Genomic DNA, 14,706 nt, shown 5'->3' on the forward strand with positions numbered 1-14,706 from the left:
CCTCACCCCACCAATTCAGTTTTGATCGCGTGCTTGATATCCCTCTGGATTCCTAAGCACCATTGAGAATTGCTGTTCATCACCGCGTACAGGATCGAGACGTAATCAGCGGCTCCCAGATTGGCAAAGAAGTCCGCCGCCTCCAGCCGCTTGGCCCAGAACAGCGCGTCATGCCCATCCGCGTCCCAGCTAGCAGGGTTACCCAGCGTCTCGCATACGTCCTGCACGGTGGCTGTGAGGATCTGGTACTGCTCATCGCCGTGGAAACGGTCCATGTCTAGCTCCAACCCACTACGTAGCCGAGTGGGATCAAAAGAATCGCGTAGAACCACCAGAGGCTAAGGGTGTTGCTTATCAGCAGCTTCCACATGGTTACTCTCCGGGATGAGGGCGCTATTGACCGCCTGGATCGCACTACGAGCGCCAGCTTTGAAGTACTCCTTCTGCACCGGGCCGCCGTTAACTCCATCCATACTCATGAAGGCCATGGCAACATTGATCTTGGCTACCTGCGCCGCCAGAGCCTCGCGTACAGCCTGCTCGGCGTAGGCCTCCATCGCGTCTAGCGAGTAGGCGAACTTGACCTGACCTAGTATCCCAACGTCGAATTCCGGCAGCGGAGGCAGATTGATCTTGCTCATGGGCGTTCCTAATGAGTCTTCACGCAAGAAATTGCGCGGTAGCTGATGTAGTAGCAAGTCACGCCGGCTTCAACATCGAGGAACTTGCGTGGCGTCCCGGTATATCCGGACACTTCAGCGTTGATGTGCTTTTCGATGGTCGGAGCGCTCGCATCAGCGTTGCATCCAGCCAAGATGACCGTGAAGAGAATGATTGCGCGCTTCATGCTGCTGCCTTCACGTCTTCCACATACATCGCGCGGTAGTGCTGGAACTCAGGCGAGAAAGCCTCTTCCAGTCGCTGGCGCTTCTCCGCATCCAGAGCAAGCCAGCATGCGGCGAGCTTCTGAACGCCATTGCCGCCGTACTTCTGCATCGCGGCGACTGCTTGGGTAGTCGTGATTTCCATGGTTGCTCCTTGCGGATTGAAGTTGGATTGCTCAAGTCAGCGCACCCCAATGCCGGAGGGACGCACTTTTCGCGGAGTGGGTTGTGGCATGGCGGATGCCGTAGGGATGCGCTGACTTGAGCAGCCGTAGGGTGCTGGTTACGTCTCCAGCGCGGACTTCCACCGCCGTATTGATTGGCTAGGCATGACGTTTGCCCGATTGCGCCTGACGGCCGTTCGAACGGTTCTCCTAACCTCCTACTCGCTGCACACTAGTGGCCGCGTTTTCCCCGGTTCAGACCTAGGAAGACCGGACGCGGCATAGCGCATCTGCTTTCGACAACCGGACTTTACCCAGCCGGAGGGTGATGACGCCGAGCCAAGAACCTTCGGAGGTCACTTAGCATTCATCATCAAGTAGGCACCCCCTGAATGCTGCCGGTGCAGCGGGTCCGGCCCCGGGTTCTTGGCCGCTCAATCGCAACCCCAGGGGTGCCTACTTGATAGCGCTGCGTTTCGTGCAGCGGACGGCCGAACTGTTTCACGGCGCCAGGGAGATTCAAACAAACATTGCTAGAGACGAGATGTCGTTATCTAGGCGGACTCCGCATCTGACGAGAGCTAGGATGTCTTCCTCGGAAGCGACGGCAGCGAGCTTATCTAGGTCGATATCTAGCCAGATTTCGTCATGCTCGGCAGAGCACACCATGTCCCGCTTTCCCCCAGGTACAAGGCGATCAAGCATGATGAACGCGCACACGTCAGGTCGCGAGTGAGCCGGGTTCTCGATCCGCTCAAAGCGGATGTACTCGTCGTCGAACTTTTCAAACACGGCTTCCAGATCGAGCATCTCGTTCTCCTTGTTAATCGGTATGCGAATCCTGAAAGAAGCGGGCTGCGGCTTGATACGCAGCTGCGATCATGTACGGGCCTACCAGTACCTAGGATTGCCGCAAGCACTCCCTAGATCGACACATATGCGGCTTGAGTTGTCTCCCGTCCTTCCGGGATGCCGCTTCTTTCAGGATTCATTCTTTGCAACTATGGGGCTATAACCATGTCCCCCATGGGCCTGTGCGCGGCTGTTTACAGGCTCGCGGCCGGGTACGTATCCGGCACTGCTGGGTCAGTCGTTCTCGAATCGCACACGGGTTTCCCAAATTCCCATGCCGTAGCGTTCACGCAGCCACGCGGCCCGATTGCTCCTTGGCGTCCGGTAATGCGGCCCAGGTCTTTATCTCTCGTCGGGCGGCGAGTCGCGGGAGACAAGGGACTGCTGCCTTGTCGGGATCCGCATTTCCTTGTTCACGTGTCTGCGTCCTGTCACGGCGCAGGAAGAAAATTAGCCGCCGTATTCCCGGATCAATTGATCGCGCAGGTCGGAAATGTGGGCATCTAGGTCATTCGCTTGCTTGTTGACGAGCGCCATTGACACCAAGTGGCCGGTCCTTTCGTCAGCACTGATCGAGCTGATTGCAGCGCGACGCGACGCATTCACTTTGTCGCGTAACACCGTGCACTCAAGACCCCGGCGGCGAATTGTGTTGACCAATACGTTTCTCATAATTTCTCCAGGTTCATGAAAATGCCTGAACCCGGATGGGCTGGCATTCAGATGAATCTGGTCTGCATCGCCCCTGACGGTTCCAGTTCGCGATACAGACACGCGGCTCTGTCGGCTCAGTGGCTCTCCGCTATCTGCCACTTCTCAGCGTCCACCCAATTGCAGCTTGGGCTAGGCATTCCTCTTTCGACTTAACCCTCGGATCTGGCTAACCAGGTGCGTCGGGCCACGCATGGGCTTGCGGTGCTGCTGGTACTGCAGCGTCGCGGTGCTGGCCTTTGGCCTAAGCGGTGCGAGTTGTGCTGCGTTAGGAGAATACTAGCGCTGCTAGTATTCGAATGTCAATAGCACCGCTAGTGCAAAGTTGTAACGACGAAAAAAAGCCCGCATGAGCGGGCTATGGCTGGGGTGAGGTGGGATTACGTGAAGCGACTCATGGCAATTCGGATTGCCAAGCGGGTCTGCTCGCCCTGTAGTCGAGCCTCGAGAATGGCTAGGTCTATCGAGCGCGCCAGGATGCCCAGAGATGCTGCAGATACGGCGGCCACCACGATGACGGGATGTGTGGCTTGAAAGTACCAGGCAACCGCGGCAGCAATACACCCATAAATAAAGGGCGGCGTAGGCGATTGTTTCGAGCGAATCTGCTTTTGTATGGAAGCAATATTTCCACGATGGGCATCAACTTCCGCGTCATCAAGTTCGGCGATAAGCAACATAGTCTCCTAAAGCTTAAATCCAACCCAGAATGCGCGGCCAATGATCTCGATTTCGGGATCGGCTTCGTTCAAGTGGAGATCTGGGTAGCCGCCAGCAGGGTTCTCAGACCTCGCGATGAAGCCACCGTTTCCCCTGTAAAGGCGTTTAACTAGCAATTCCTCGTGCTTCCGAATCGCATACACCTTTCCATTGACGATGGTCGTGTTGTCACGATTAACCAAGATCGTGGAACCATCAGGAATTAGGGGTTCCATGCTGTCGCCCTTGACAGATACAGATACCGTGTGATCGGGAGTAGCTCCAACAGATCGAAGAAAGTCAGCGCGGAATGACAACCTCGAAAGCTCATCTTCCGAAGTCACAAGTTGCCCGTGTCCCGCCGAAAGACGGACATCAAGCCTGCGAACAGCGATGAATTCGGTGTTGTCACCGGATGTTGATAGGTGGGTAGAGGCCTCGGCCACGCGCTTGGCCAAGGTTGGGCTGATTTCATCGATGGAGCATCCAAGCCCATTGGCAAACTTCTTCACCGTATCAATGTTCAGGGGACGGCGGCCGTTCATCAACTGCCAGACATAGCCCTGGTTGCCGATTTCGTACCGCACCCCAAATTCTGTCTGGTTCAGACGAGCGCGCTCCTTGAACAGCTCTTTGAGGCGCTGGGCGTCCTCAAGCTGCCATTGCTCGATTTGTGGTGATGCTTTTGCCATGTGCGGCAATGTAGCAACGCTAGTATCAGCTGCAACTCGCATTGCTATTGACTCCGTGAACTAGCGTTGCTAGTATCGGGCTATGAACATCGCCCAATACCTCCAGAAGACCGGCACGACCCAAGCGGCATTTGCGTCCGCCGTGGGCGTTACTCAATCCATGGCCTGGCAGTGGATCAGCGGCCGGCGACCGATCCCCATCGAGCGCTGCGTAGACATCGAACGCGTCACGAACGGGGAAATCTCCCGTGCTGACCTGCGTCCTGATGACTGGGCGCGCATCTGGCCGGAGTTGTCGCGATGAACTCAATGCATGACCCCGCGGCTATCCAAATCCCGGCTCATACGCGCCTCGTCTTGCTCGCAGCAGAGCCTACGAAAGATATCCATCACAGCGCTCTCGCTGGGATCTTCAAAGGCGCGCAGGGCGATGTCTTGGGCTTGGGACAGCAGGGTTTCAGTTTCAGTCACGTTCTTTTTCTCTCATTGATAGGTAGTACACGATGAGTACGCAACCAGTATCAGCCGAACAGGTGGAAAGCACCCGCAAGACCGGCGCAAGAATTCAGGGCGAAGTATTGCGCCGTCTTGCAGAGTTCACCCAGGCCCGTGCAGCGGCTTGCATGGACGTGGACGCGAGCACGCTCAGCCGTTCGAAAGATGGCCTTGATCATTTTTGCCAGCTCCTTGCCGCCCTGGGGTTTCAACTGTCGCCTTCTAACGCGATGGTCATCAGCCGCCAGGAACTGTTCGCCATGAAGACGATGCTGGCGAAGTACCTGCAGGCTGAAGTTGAGAACCAGCACCGGAGCCAGTGATATGGACAAGCGCCGCATCCGCGTCACGCCAGCCACTCGCCAAATGCTGGTCCAGGCCATCTTGACCGCGCCTGATGGTCACTACGTGGCTATCCAGGAGCCGAATCGCAGCCTGAACCAGAACGCCAAGCTCCATGCTTTGTGCGGCGATATCGCGGCGCAAATGAAGTGGATGGGACGGCAACTGGGCGTTGAAGACTGGAAGCGTCTGCTGGTCGATTCCTGGATGCGCGAGACGAACCGTATGCAACTGGTGCCGTCGCTGGACGGGAAGGGCGTTGTAGCCCTTGGACAGCAGACGCGCGCACTGGGCGTCAAGGACATGGCGGACTTGATTGAGAGCATTCAGGCGTTCGGAGCCATGAACAGTGTTCAGTGGTCCGATGAGCCGCATATTCCGGGGTGGGTTCAGCAATGAAAGGCAAATCTCCCTCTGCCGCTCAGAAGCGGTTCCATGACGCTCTGTGCCAAAACGTAGGTTGTGTCGCTTGTCGTAATGACTGGATTGGCAATTTCAATGTGCTTATCCATCACATCGACGGACGTACCAAGCCGGAGGCGCATTGGCTCGTTTTGCCCTTGTGTGCTGGCCATCATCAAGACGGCACTGGCGCACCTGGCCTGATCGCTGTCCATCCCTACAAGGCACGTTTCGAAGCGCGCTACGGCAAGCAGCGTGACCTTTTGGTATGGGCTATCGAGATCCTGCAAACGCAGGGCCAGGTTGTCCCTGATGCTGCGTTGTCCGCTGCTGGAATGCTGGAGGCAGCGTAATGGATTGGTTCCGCATGTATGGCGAGTTCGCCACAGATCCCAAAGTCCAAATGATGCCGGAGGCCATGCAGCGCCGCTTGGTAATGCTGTTGTGCCTGCAATGCAGTAACGGCATTGAAACGTTTCATGAAACGGAAAGGGATAGCTCCATAGCGTTTGCGCTGCGCATTTCTGACGCCGAACTCGCTGCCACCAAAGAGCTATTCATGCGCAAGGAATTCATCAATTCCGACTGGACTTTGCGCAACTGGGACAAGCGTCAATACGCCTCAGACTCAAGCACGGCGCGGGTTCGCAGGCATCGGGAGAAGTCCAAGCAGGCTGGTGAAACGCATGAAACGTTTCAGGAACGTTCCAGTAACGGCCTAGAACAGAACAGAACAGATACAGAACAGATAAAAGAACACCCCCCTACCCCCCGCAAGCGGGGGAAGAAGGATTCGGACGAGTTGGTGGCTTCTGACCTGGAAGCAATGGGCATACCCCCAACCGTGGCTGCCGACTACATCGCCCTGCGCCACAAAAAGCGAACCACGGTCACAAAAACCGTAATCGAAGGGGTGATGCGAGAAGCCGAAGCAGTCGGGATGGACCTGGAAACCGCATTGCGCACGCAGATCGAGCGCGGCTGGCAAGGTTTCAAAGCAGGGTGGCTGCAGAACCAAGCCCGAGCCTCTCCGTCGCGGCAGACGCATTCACAACGAATTGCCGACTGGAACGCAGAACTGCGTGACGTGCTGACCGAAGGCCATAGGCCGATGGAGATTGACATGGGGGTGATTGATGCAAGTCACTGAAGCGCAACAAGCCACGATGGGCGCTCTCGTGGTCAACGAAATGCGAATGCTGTACGGCTCGAAGTTCGCCCAGCAGTGGCAGGGCCTGACGGCTCGGGAGTTGAAGGAGTCGTGGGACCAGAAGCTGTCCGGTCTGGCGGAGCGGGATGTCCGACGCGGTTTGGTTGCTTGCTTGCGCCGTGATTGGCCGCCCACGCTCCCGGAGTTCCTGCGGTTGTGCTGCCCATGGATGGATAGCGAGATCGCTTACCACGAGGCCGTGCACGGCATGTCTTGCCGCCGCCGTGGGGAAATGGGGCAGTGGTCCCATCCGGCGATTTATTGGGCTGCTGTGGCCGTCAGTTCCACGGACCTGTTGAACAGCACCTATGGGGCGATCAAGGGACGTTGGGAAAAAACGCTTATCGAGGAAATGGAGAAGGGGGCATGGAAGGAGATACCCAAGGCATCGGTAGCGCTACCGGCGCCAAAGCAAACGGCAGCAGATCGGGTAGAGGCAGCAAAGGCGCTGAAGAAGATGGGCGCAGACAAGGCATTGGACCAGAGCGGCAAGGATCCGCGGCGCTGGATAGCGAAATGGGACGAACGCATTGCCAAGGGCGAACAACCGTCGCCCACCATCGCGGCGATGCTCAAGAGGGCGAAAGGAGAGGAATCATGACACCCCTGGAACGCAGGATCATCTATCGGCTTCGAACGAACGAAGCTCTCGATATCTTCCAGCTTAAAGCGCTGGTGCAGGCCAATCTCCATGACGTTCGGGTAGCCGCGCGCGATCTGAACGAGCGAGAGCTGACCCACATTTCGACATGGCACAAGCGCCCAGGCGGTAAGCGCATGCCTGCGTATTCGCCTGGTGCTGGGGAGAACGTAGGAAAGGACGATGTGGACTACGGCGAGCGGGCCAAGGTCGCCATGGAAGAGACGAGCAAGACGATTGCCGCTCTTCGCGTATCGGTGGACCCGGCGATGTTCGATCCCTTTCGCGTGCTAATGGCGCAGGTGGGTGCTGCATGAGCGAATGCAAAGGAATTGCCGGGATGGTGCTTGGGCATTCTTTCCAGGCTGTGTACGAGGTTAAACCGAGCGGCGAAAGCCTCAGGACATTGCTGGGCGACGGAATGGAATTGAAAGGGGCGGGCGCTGAGGAAATCGTGAGGAGAATGGCTGAAGGTACTGTTGCGCGCTCATACCTTGGTCATGTTTGTAGCCGCTGTGGCTTGAGGATCGAGAAATGAACCGATCCTTCGCTCTTGGCCGACTCAAGACGGGGCAGCTCAACAAGACCGAACAGGCGTATGCCGCCTACCTGGGCCAGCTCCAAGCGGTCGGCGGGATCCTCTGGCACAAGTTCGAAGGCATGAAGTTCCGCCTGGCTGACAACACGTTCTACACCCCGGACTTCATGGTCATGAAGCCGGATGGCCAGCTGGAGGCTCATGAGGTCAAGGGGTACTGGCAGGACGACGCCAAAGTAAAGATCAAGGTCGCATCGGACATGTACCCGGTGCGTTTCGTGGCAATCAAGGCCCGGGCCAAGAAGGACGGCGGTGGATGGGCAGTGGAGGAATTCTGATGGACTTTATCTATGCATTTGTCTTGAAAGTGGTCTTGCCATTCTTGCTGGGTTTCTACGGAATGAAGCTTTGGTATTACCTGCATGATCGCCTTCACGATCGGAGAACCAAATGAAGCAAGCCGTCAAACCCAGCGATATCAAGCCCATCCATGCCCGCGCATACGTCCCCAGCATGGCAATGCGCCAGGCAGCGGAGCGTGCCAAGTTCCAGCCGCGACTTACATCGATGACCAGTAACGTCAGCAATTTCCGGCATATGGAGGGGTGATGCAACCAAATCACGAACCGCGCCGATGCGTGAACTGTGCCCATGTCTCGAGAAGTCGCATGGCGCCTCCCCGTTGCTTTCACGAGAGAAATTCGAGTGTGGTTGGATATTCCACTTTATGTGAATTGGAACGGGCGAGAGGTAATTGCGGGATAGAAGGGAAACTTTTCCAGCTGCAGAAGCAGCCGGAGAGTAGAAGCATCTTGCAGAGAATAAAAGGGTGGCTGAATGCGCACGAATCTTGAAATTCTCCTATCAGAATGGGGTCGGCGGCAGGATATCCGGAAGGACCGCGCCCTTGGCTACCCCACTGCCGCCGCATTCTCCAAAGAGCGTGTAGACCATGATGGATGGGGATACAGCGGCCCGGAGGCATGCGCGGCTGACGGGGACATGCTGCGAATCGATGATGCTATCAACCACCTGCATCCGGATATGCGGGTGGTGATCACTGCGCACTATGTGTGGGCTGGGCCGGTGAAGACCAAAGCCGATCGGCTCAGAGTGGAGAAGCGCATCTATTACTTCACCCTTGAGCATGCGCATAAGCAACTGGCGCAGAGCATGGGGGGGGTGTACACAACGGGATACGAGCCTAAATTGTGTACACACCTTGATCGAGTGTGTACATGAAAGTAGAGTGATATGTGCAGGCTGTGTAAGTGCCACTTACGCATGCAGCACGGGTGAAGTACCGAGCCGCTAGGGAGAAATCTCTGGCGGCTTTTTCATTTCCGCGAGTATCAGACTGCCGCCTCGGGAACGCGCTTCAAGCCCGCTCCTCCCCTGTCCCAAGGCGCGATCCTTTGCAGGCGGCAGCCTAATACTCGCTCCATAGCGAGGCAATCATGAGCAAACCTGATGAGCGCCGCGAGTTCGCATTTCAACCGAACCTAAGCGGTAAAGAAACCTCCGTCTACCGTGTGACTGGCGGAGATGTCCCGGACCCAGGCATATTGGTATGCGTGCCTGTCGCCATGGCTTCCGCGGCTTACTGCCTGGTCGATTTGGCGGTTGATAACTGGTTGCGAGGCCACGATGGCAGCGCGGCTTAACAAACGCCACCAGGACTTCGTCCGAGACAAGATCCAGGCCAGTCAGCTGATCAATGTGCTGCAAAATCATGCACTTGGGCTGACTGAGCAGGAGTTGTCACCTACACGTCTGAAGGCGATTGAAATCCTTCTGAGAAAGAGCGTGCCTGACCTCAGCCAAGTAGCACATACAGGCGAGGAGGGCGGCCCGGTAGAAACCATCACACGGATTGCACTGGTGGCGATGAGTGTCAACGGTAAGGATTGAGCTACCCAAGAAGCTGATCCCTGTCTTCCAGGGTGAGGCTGATGTTCGGGGAGCATACGGTGGGCGGGGGTCAGCGAAGACCCGTAGCTTTGCCAAGATGGTTGCTGTGCGTGGCTACATGTACGGCAAGATGGGCTTGAGAGGGCAACTGCTGTGCGCCCGCCAGTTCATGAACTCGCTCGAAGACTCCAGCTTGGAGGAATGCAAGCGGGCCATCGAAGATGAGCCATGGCTGTCGGCTTATTACGAGATAGGCGAGAAGTACATCAAGTCCAGGGATGGGCGCATTAGCTTTGCATTCGCAGGGCTGGACCGCAACATCTCCAGCGTAAAGTCGAAGGGCCGCATTCTCCTATGCTGGGTGGATGAGGCCGAGGATGTCAGTGACTATTCTTGGATGGTGCTGATCCCCACGCTGCGGGAAGAGGGCGAGGATTGGAACGCCGAGCTATGGGTGACATGGAACCCACGGCGCAAGGGTAGCCCGACAGACATTCGGTTTCGCAAAACGAAGGATGCGCGATACAAGGTCGTGCAGCTTAACTGGCGGGACAATCCGAAGTTCCCCGCCAAGCTTGAGCGCGAACGCCTGCGGGATGCTGAGAATAGGCCGGATGAGTATGACCACATCTGGGAAGGCGCTTACGGCAACATCGCCGGCTCCATCCTGGGTAAGTGGGTTGGCCAAGCTGAGCGGGAAGGGCGCGTGTCGGATGGCATTGTGTTCGACCCTGACGGCGCGCCGATAGAGATAACTAGCGATATTGGATTCCATGATACGGCATCCTGGTGGTACTGGCAGCGCTTGCCCGGTGGCTTTCACCTGCTCAAGTATGAGGGTGAATCAGGGCTGGATGCCGACGACTGGATACCGAAGATCCAAGAAAACATAGTTGACCTGGGCGCCAAGCAGGTAGGCAAGATTTGGCTTCCGCACGATGCCAAGGCCAAGACGTTCCAAAGCAAGCACACGACGGTCGAGAAGTTTTTGAGCGCGTTCGGTGCGGGGAAGGTGGCAGTAGTCCCCCAAACGCGCAAATCTGACCGGATCGGCGCAGCGCGTACCGTGCTGCCGAAATGCGCTTTCAATCGAGATCTATGCGAGGCGGGCTTAGATGGCCTGCGCGCATGGGAGTTTGTATACAACGAGGACACGGGCGTTTTCTCCCGTGAGCCACTGCATAACTGGGCCTCGCACCCATCTGACGCGTTCTCATATGGCGCTCAGGTGATGGCAGAGGCCAAAGCCCCCGAGAAAGAGGAAGACGCCAAGTACCCGATTAAGGGTGTTGGCGGTCGCATCGTCACGGCAACGCTGGACGAGCTTTGGGCGCAGACGCCCGCCCGAACGGAAAGGATTTGAAATGGCGCTATTCCCTGTAGTGGACGGCAAGGTCAAGTTTGGGTGGACCGATCAGCCTACGCGCGTCAGCCATAACGGCTTCATCCAAGAGGGAGACGCTGCATTCGCTGCCAGCCTGCCCGTAATGGGTGACTACGACATGACCATCGTTCGCTTCTCCCAGGCTGTTCCTACGGATGGTAATGGGTCAGTCGTGCTGACGGATGCTACCGCAGGATTGCCTGATGGCACGCAATGGTGCAACGGCCTTCCTATTCACACCAAAGGACTCTGCACGTCCACGGCTCCGGTATTCACCTATAGCAACGGTATCCCCATGTCCCAACTAGGGGGCATCTGTGTCTGAGCAAGTGGAGAAGGCCGCCGAATCGACGGTTGATATCGCCCGGCGCTGGAAGCTTGAGCTAGAGCTGGCTAAGCGCATGGATGAAAAGTGGATCAACCGCGGCAAGAAGATCGTCAAGCGCTATCGGGATGAGCGCGCCGGCACGACGGGGGGCAATCGATACAACATCCTGTGGTCGAACGTGCAGACGATCTTGCCTGCTATCTACGCCAAGGCTCCCAAGGCTGAGGCCGTGCGTCGGAACAAGGACAACGACCCGGCAGCACGCTGCGCCGCTGAGATCCTTGAGCGCGCATTGCAATATGAGATCGATCATTACCCAGATTTCGACGAAGCCATGCGCAATGCAGTGCAGGACCGGCTGCTGCCTGGCCGTGGAGTTGCGTGGGTGAGATACGAGCAAAGGGAGATTGCGGTCGCAGAGGGCGCCGCGCCCTCTCAATACGAGGTTAAAGACTGCTCGGCTGTGGATTACGTGTACTGGGAGGATTTCCGGTGTTCTGCCGCCAGGGTATGGGGCGAGGTCACGTGGATTGCGCGCCGCGTATATATGGCGCGGGACGAGGTGAAGACCCGCTTTGGAGATTTCCTGGCCGAGAAGGGCAAACGCGCGGCTGATGTGCCTCTCACCCATGTTCCCATTGGTCTGGACCAGATGAAGGATCAGGGAGCCACGTACGGCGACACCGAGGCCATGAAGAAGGCTGAAGTGTGGGAGCTGTGGGATAAGAAGACCAAAGCCGTCTATTGGGTTGCACAGGGCTTCGACGACCTGCTGGACATACGTGAAGACCCCTACGGCCTTGATGAATTCTGGCCATGCCCGAAGCCGTTGTTTTCCACACAGACCAGTGACACGCTGGTGCCGGTTCCTGACTTCGCGCTTTACCAGGACCAGGCGAACGAGTTGGACATGCTGACCCAGCGTATTGGGCGACTGACGCAAGCCGTCAAGGTCGTTGGTGTCTACGACGCGAGCGCCAATGGCATTCAGCGCATGCTCGCTGAAGGCGTGGACAACACCATGATCCCGGTAGATAACTGGGCGGTGTTCGCTGAGAAGGGCGGCGTTCGGGGACAAGTGGATTGGCTGCCACTAGAACAGATCATCAAGGCGCTCAACGAGTGCTATGCCGCACGGGAACAATGCAAGCAGGTCATCTACGAGATAACCGGCATATCGGACATTATCCGTGGCGCCACGGAAGCGAGTGAGACGGCCACGGCGCAGAACATCAAACGCCAGTTCGGGTCGCTTCGCCTTCGTCCTCGACAGCAAGACGTAGCCATGTTCGCCAGCGAGATCCTGCGCATCAAGGCGCAATTGATGATGGACGTGTACAGCCCAGAATCGCTGATTGCTATGTCCGGAATCATGGATACATATGACGCTGAGTTTGTGCAACAGGCGATCATGCTCATGAAGTCCGAGCCGATGCGTGCTTACCGCGTTGAAGTCGCTGCAGATTCCCTGATCGAACTGGATCAGGAGCAGGAGAAGGCATCCCGTACTGAGTTCCTGGGTGCTGCCAGCAACTTCTTGCGCCAGGCTATCCCCGCTGCCACACAATCGCCTGAAATGGCCCCGCTGCTGGGTGAAATGCTCATGTTCGGCGTGCGTGCGTTCAAGGGCGGCCGGGAAATGGAAGCGGCATTCCAGAAGTTTGTAGATCAGATGAGCCAGCCGAAGCCGGATAAGCCTGATCCCGAGCAGATGAAGATCCAGGCCGAAGCCCAGCAAAAGCAGATGCAGATGCAGGCGGATATGCAGATCGAGCAGGCCAAGCTAGCTGCTCAGATGCAGGCTGACCAGGCCAAGATGAGTGCGGAAATGCAGGTCGAGCATGCCCGTATGCAGATGCAGGCTCAGGTTGATATCAATCGCCAGCGTGCCGAGGCTGAGCAGCACGCGATGAAGATCCGCCAGGAAGCTGAATTGAATGCCGTGAAGACCCAGAATGATCAACTGCAAGCGATGAATGACATGGCATTCGCGCGCTGGAAGGCTGAACTGGATGCGGCAACCAAGATTGAGACTGCCAATATCAGTGCGAAGGCTAAGGTTGATAACGCTGCGACTCAGGCGGCTACCAACGAGATCAGTTCCGAGGTTCGGCAATGAGGAAGCGCTACATCCAAGACCCGGTGACGCTCAAGCTCATCCCAGCCGAGGAGTACGAAGGTCCACGAGTCACTGGCCCCATGGTGATAGGCGATATCCAGCCCTACCAATCCATGGCGACCGGCGAAATGATCATGGGCCGGCGCCAGCACCGGGAACATCTGAAGCAGCATCGCCTGGTAGAGATCGGCAATGAAAGGCCGGTCCAACGCAGCGCGGGGCCAGACCCCACCATCCGACGAGATTTGATAGACGCCGTTCGGCGCTACAGCTAACCAGCCACCTCCGGGTGGCTTTTTTATTGCCCAAGGAAATCCATGGAAAACCCAACGGACGACCTGCACAGCGCATTGAACGACGCGTTTACGCAGGCTGAAGCACAGAACGCGCCTGCTGAACCGATCGCACAAGAATCTCACGCTGACAATCGGCCCCGCGATGAAGCTGGCCGGTTCGCCGCGAAACCAGCAGACGATGCCGCGCCGGTGGTTGAGCCTGTTCAAGAGGTAGCCCCGCCGCGTAAAGCGCCGTCAAGCTGGAAGCCGGATGCACAGGCTGCATACCTGAAGGCGGACGCCGGTGAACAACTCACGCCCGCAGAAGTGAAGCTTCTGACGCAGGAGGCTGACCGGCGGGAAAGTGATTACCACAAGGGCATCGAGCAATACAAGACGCACGCGCACGAGGCCCAGGCCTATCAGCGTGTGGTCGAGCCGTACATGCATACGATCCGCAATCTTGGCGTGGATGCTCCTACCGCTATTGCGAAGCTATTCCAGGCAGATCACACACTGCGCTACTCGGATCCAGCTACCAAGGCCCGTTTTCTTGGGCAACTGGCCCAGGAATACGGCGTGGACATTGGCCAAGTAGTGAATGCGCCGCCGGTGGACCCGAACGTTCAATACCTGCAGCACCAGATGCTGCAGCAGCAACAACAGATTCAGCAGTTTTACCAACAGCAGGAGATGCGCGAACAGGCCGGATACCAGTCCGAGATCCAGAAGTTCGCAGCTGATCCTGCGCACCCTCATTTTGAGGCGGTCAAAGAGGACATGGCGCTTTTGCTGCAAACCGGCAAAGCAGAAGATCTCAAAGCCGCCTACAACACGGCTGTATGGATGCGTGCCGATATCAGGCAATCCCTGGTTGAGCAGCAACGCGCCGAGGCCCAACGCGCAGCAACTGAACAAGCCCAAGCCACGCGAGCGAAATCCGCTGCGGTGAGCGTCAAGGGAAGTTCGCCCGCTGGTGCTGGGGTTCAGCCCGTTAAGGGGTCGCTCCGAGATCAGATCGAAGCGGCCATATCCGATGCTACTTAATTAGGACCTCATC

Annotated in this window: 25 protein-coding genes; 16 read left to right on the plus strand and 9 right to left on the minus strand. The window is 57.2% G+C overall.

Features of this window, described 5'->3' with window-relative positions:
* Nucleotides 1–2: 2 nt before the first annotated feature.
* From IAG39_RS09875 to IAG39_RS09910, 8 genes are all read right to left on the minus strand, one after another.
* Nucleotides 3–275 (minus strand): hypothetical protein, encoded by a 273-nt coding sequence (locus IAG39_RS09875; RefSeq protein WP_118934452.1) that lies wholly within the window; start codon nucleotides 273–275, stop codon nucleotides 3–5.
* Nucleotides 276–338: 63 nt separating this feature from the next.
* Complete coding sequence (locus IAG39_RS09880; protein WP_118934450.1) at nucleotides 339–641, minus strand: hypothetical protein; 303 nt, start codon at nucleotides 639–641, stop codon at nucleotides 339–341.
* A gap of 8 nt (nucleotides 642–649) precedes the next feature.
* The gene (locus IAG39_RS09885; protein ID WP_118934449.1) at nucleotides 650–847 is read right to left on the minus strand and encodes a hypothetical protein; all 198 of its coding nucleotides are present in this window, start codon (nucleotides 845–847) and stop codon (nucleotides 650–652) included.
* The gene (locus tag IAG39_RS09890; protein WP_118934447.1) at nucleotides 844–1,029 is read right to left on the minus strand and encodes a hypothetical protein; all 186 of its coding nucleotides are present in this window, start codon (nucleotides 1,027–1,029) and stop codon (nucleotides 844–846) included. The genes IAG39_RS09885 and IAG39_RS09890 overlap by 4 nt, the downstream gene beginning before the upstream one ends.
* 538 nt (nucleotides 1,030–1,567) lie before the next feature.
* Complete coding sequence (locus tag IAG39_RS09895) at nucleotides 1,568–1,858, minus strand: hypothetical protein (protein WP_118934445.1); 291 nt, start codon at nucleotides 1,856–1,858, stop codon at nucleotides 1,568–1,570.
* A gap of 492 nt (nucleotides 1,859–2,350) precedes the next feature.
* Entirely contained in the window at nucleotides 2,351–2,572 is a 222-nt protein-coding gene (locus IAG39_RS09900; RefSeq protein WP_118934443.1) for a hypothetical protein, read from the minus strand.
* Nucleotides 2,573–2,991: 419 nt separating this feature from the next.
* Nucleotides 2,992–3,291, minus strand: coding sequence for a hypothetical protein (locus IAG39_RS09905; protein ID WP_118934441.1), 300 nt, complete (start codon nucleotides 3,289–3,291; stop codon nucleotides 2,992–2,994).
* A 6-nt stretch (nucleotides 3,292–3,297) separates the two neighbouring features.
* Nucleotides 3,298–4,044 (minus strand): XRE family transcriptional regulator, encoded by a 747-nt coding sequence (locus IAG39_RS09910; RefSeq protein WP_118934439.1) that lies wholly within the window; start codon nucleotides 4,042–4,044, stop codon nucleotides 3,298–3,300.
* Nucleotides 4,045–4,084: 40 nt separating this feature from the next.
* Here IAG39_RS09910 and IAG39_RS09915 point away from each other — a divergent pair, with 40 nt between their 5' ends.
* Nucleotides 4,085–4,306 (plus strand): transcriptional regulator, encoded by a 222-nt coding sequence (locus IAG39_RS09915; RefSeq protein ID WP_118934437.1) that lies wholly within the window; start codon nucleotides 4,085–4,087, stop codon nucleotides 4,304–4,306.
* A gap of 2 nt (nucleotides 4,307–4,308) precedes the next feature.
* On the opposite strand, the gene IAG39_RS09920 is transcribed toward IAG39_RS09915, so the two are convergent.
* A complete protein-coding gene (locus tag IAG39_RS09920) occupies nucleotides 4,309–4,473 on the minus strand; it encodes a hypothetical protein (protein ID WP_165867958.1) in 165 nt (54 codons plus the stop codon).
* A 32-nt stretch (nucleotides 4,474–4,505) separates the two neighbouring features.
* Here IAG39_RS09920 and IAG39_RS09925 point away from each other — a divergent pair, with 32 nt between their 5' ends.
* The 15 genes from IAG39_RS09925 (at nucleotide 4,506) to IAG39_RS09995 (ending at nucleotide 14,693) form a co-directional block, all read left to right on the plus strand.
* Entirely contained in the window at nucleotides 4,506–4,820 is a 315-nt protein-coding gene (locus IAG39_RS09925) for a CII family transcriptional regulator (RefSeq protein ID WP_118934436.1), read from the plus strand.
* Nucleotide 4,821: 1 nt separating this feature from the next.
* The gene (locus IAG39_RS09930) at nucleotides 4,822–5,238 is read left to right on the plus strand and encodes a recombination protein NinB (protein ID WP_118934434.1); all 417 of its coding nucleotides are present in this window, start codon (nucleotides 4,822–4,824) and stop codon (nucleotides 5,236–5,238) included.
* Nucleotides 5,235–5,594: a Ref family recombination enhancement nuclease gene (locus IAG39_RS09935; RefSeq protein WP_118934432.1), complete on the plus strand. Its 360-nt coding sequence runs from the start codon at nucleotides 5,235–5,237 to the stop codon at nucleotides 5,592–5,594. The genes IAG39_RS09930 and IAG39_RS09935 overlap by 4 nt, the downstream gene beginning before the upstream one ends.
* On the plus strand, nucleotides 5,594–6,391 hold the full coding sequence (locus IAG39_RS09940; protein ID WP_118934430.1) for a hypothetical protein: 798 nt from the start codon (nucleotides 5,594–5,596) through the stop codon (nucleotides 6,389–6,391). The genes IAG39_RS09935 and IAG39_RS09940 overlap by 1 nt, the downstream gene beginning before the upstream one ends.
* The gene (locus IAG39_RS09945; RefSeq protein WP_118934428.1) at nucleotides 6,378–7,052 is read left to right on the plus strand and encodes a hypothetical protein; all 675 of its coding nucleotides are present in this window, start codon (nucleotides 6,378–6,380) and stop codon (nucleotides 7,050–7,052) included. Before IAG39_RS09940 ends, IAG39_RS09945 begins: the two co-directional genes overlap by 14 nt.
* The gene (locus IAG39_RS09950; protein ID WP_118934426.1) at nucleotides 7,049–7,408 is read left to right on the plus strand and encodes a hypothetical protein; all 360 of its coding nucleotides are present in this window, start codon (nucleotides 7,049–7,051) and stop codon (nucleotides 7,406–7,408) included. The genes IAG39_RS09945 and IAG39_RS09950 overlap by 4 nt, the downstream gene beginning before the upstream one ends.
* Before the next feature lie 217 nt (nucleotides 7,409–7,625).
* Complete coding sequence (locus IAG39_RS09955) at nucleotides 7,626–7,967, plus strand: DUF1064 domain-containing protein (protein ID WP_118934422.1); 342 nt, start codon at nucleotides 7,626–7,628, stop codon at nucleotides 7,965–7,967.
* 112 nt (nucleotides 7,968–8,079) lie between these two features.
* The gene (locus IAG39_RS09960; RefSeq protein WP_165867957.1) at nucleotides 8,080–8,238 is read left to right on the plus strand and encodes a hypothetical protein; all 159 of its coding nucleotides are present in this window, start codon (nucleotides 8,080–8,082) and stop codon (nucleotides 8,236–8,238) included.
* A gap of 228 nt (nucleotides 8,239–8,466) precedes the next feature.
* Entirely contained in the window at nucleotides 8,467–8,871 is a 405-nt protein-coding gene (locus tag IAG39_RS09965; protein ID WP_118934421.1) for a hypothetical protein, read from the plus strand.
* Nucleotides 8,872–9,276: 405 nt separating this feature from the next.
* Nucleotides 9,277–9,540 (plus strand): hypothetical protein, encoded by a 264-nt coding sequence (locus IAG39_RS09970; RefSeq protein WP_118934419.1) that lies wholly within the window; start codon nucleotides 9,277–9,279, stop codon nucleotides 9,538–9,540.
* Nucleotides 9,521–10,903 carry a PBSX family phage terminase large subunit gene (locus IAG39_RS09975; protein ID WP_118934417.1) on the plus strand — a complete coding sequence of 461 codons (1,383 nt, stop codon included), beginning with the start codon at nucleotides 9,521–9,523 and terminating at the stop codon, nucleotides 10,901–10,903. Before IAG39_RS09970 ends, IAG39_RS09975 begins: the two co-directional genes overlap by 20 nt.
* 1 nt (nucleotide 10,904) lies before the next feature.
* Nucleotides 10,905–11,249 carry a hypothetical protein gene (locus tag IAG39_RS09980; protein WP_118934416.1) on the plus strand — a complete coding sequence of 115 codons (345 nt, stop codon included), beginning with the start codon at nucleotides 10,905–10,907 and terminating at the stop codon, nucleotides 11,247–11,249.
* On the plus strand, nucleotides 11,242–13,371 hold the full coding sequence (locus IAG39_RS09985; RefSeq protein ID WP_118934414.1) for a hypothetical protein: 2,130 nt from the start codon (nucleotides 11,242–11,244) through the stop codon (nucleotides 13,369–13,371). The genes IAG39_RS09980 and IAG39_RS09985 overlap by 8 nt, the downstream gene beginning before the upstream one ends.
* On the plus strand, nucleotides 13,368–13,646 hold the full coding sequence (locus IAG39_RS09990) for a hypothetical protein (RefSeq protein ID WP_118934412.1): 279 nt from the start codon (nucleotides 13,368–13,370) through the stop codon (nucleotides 13,644–13,646). The genes IAG39_RS09985 and IAG39_RS09990 overlap by 4 nt, the downstream gene beginning before the upstream one ends.
* A 42-nt stretch (nucleotides 13,647–13,688) precedes the next feature.
* Nucleotides 13,689–14,693, plus strand: a complete 1,005-nt coding sequence (locus IAG39_RS09995; protein WP_118934410.1) for a hypothetical protein — start codon at nucleotides 13,689–13,691, stop codon at nucleotides 14,691–14,693.
* Nucleotides 14,694–14,706: the final 13 nt, after the last annotated feature.

Source organism: Achromobacter xylosoxidans (assembly GCF_014490035.1).
Taxonomy (GTDB): domain Bacteria; phylum Pseudomonadota; class Gammaproteobacteria; order Burkholderiales; family Burkholderiaceae_B; genus Achromobacter; species Achromobacter bronchisepticus_A.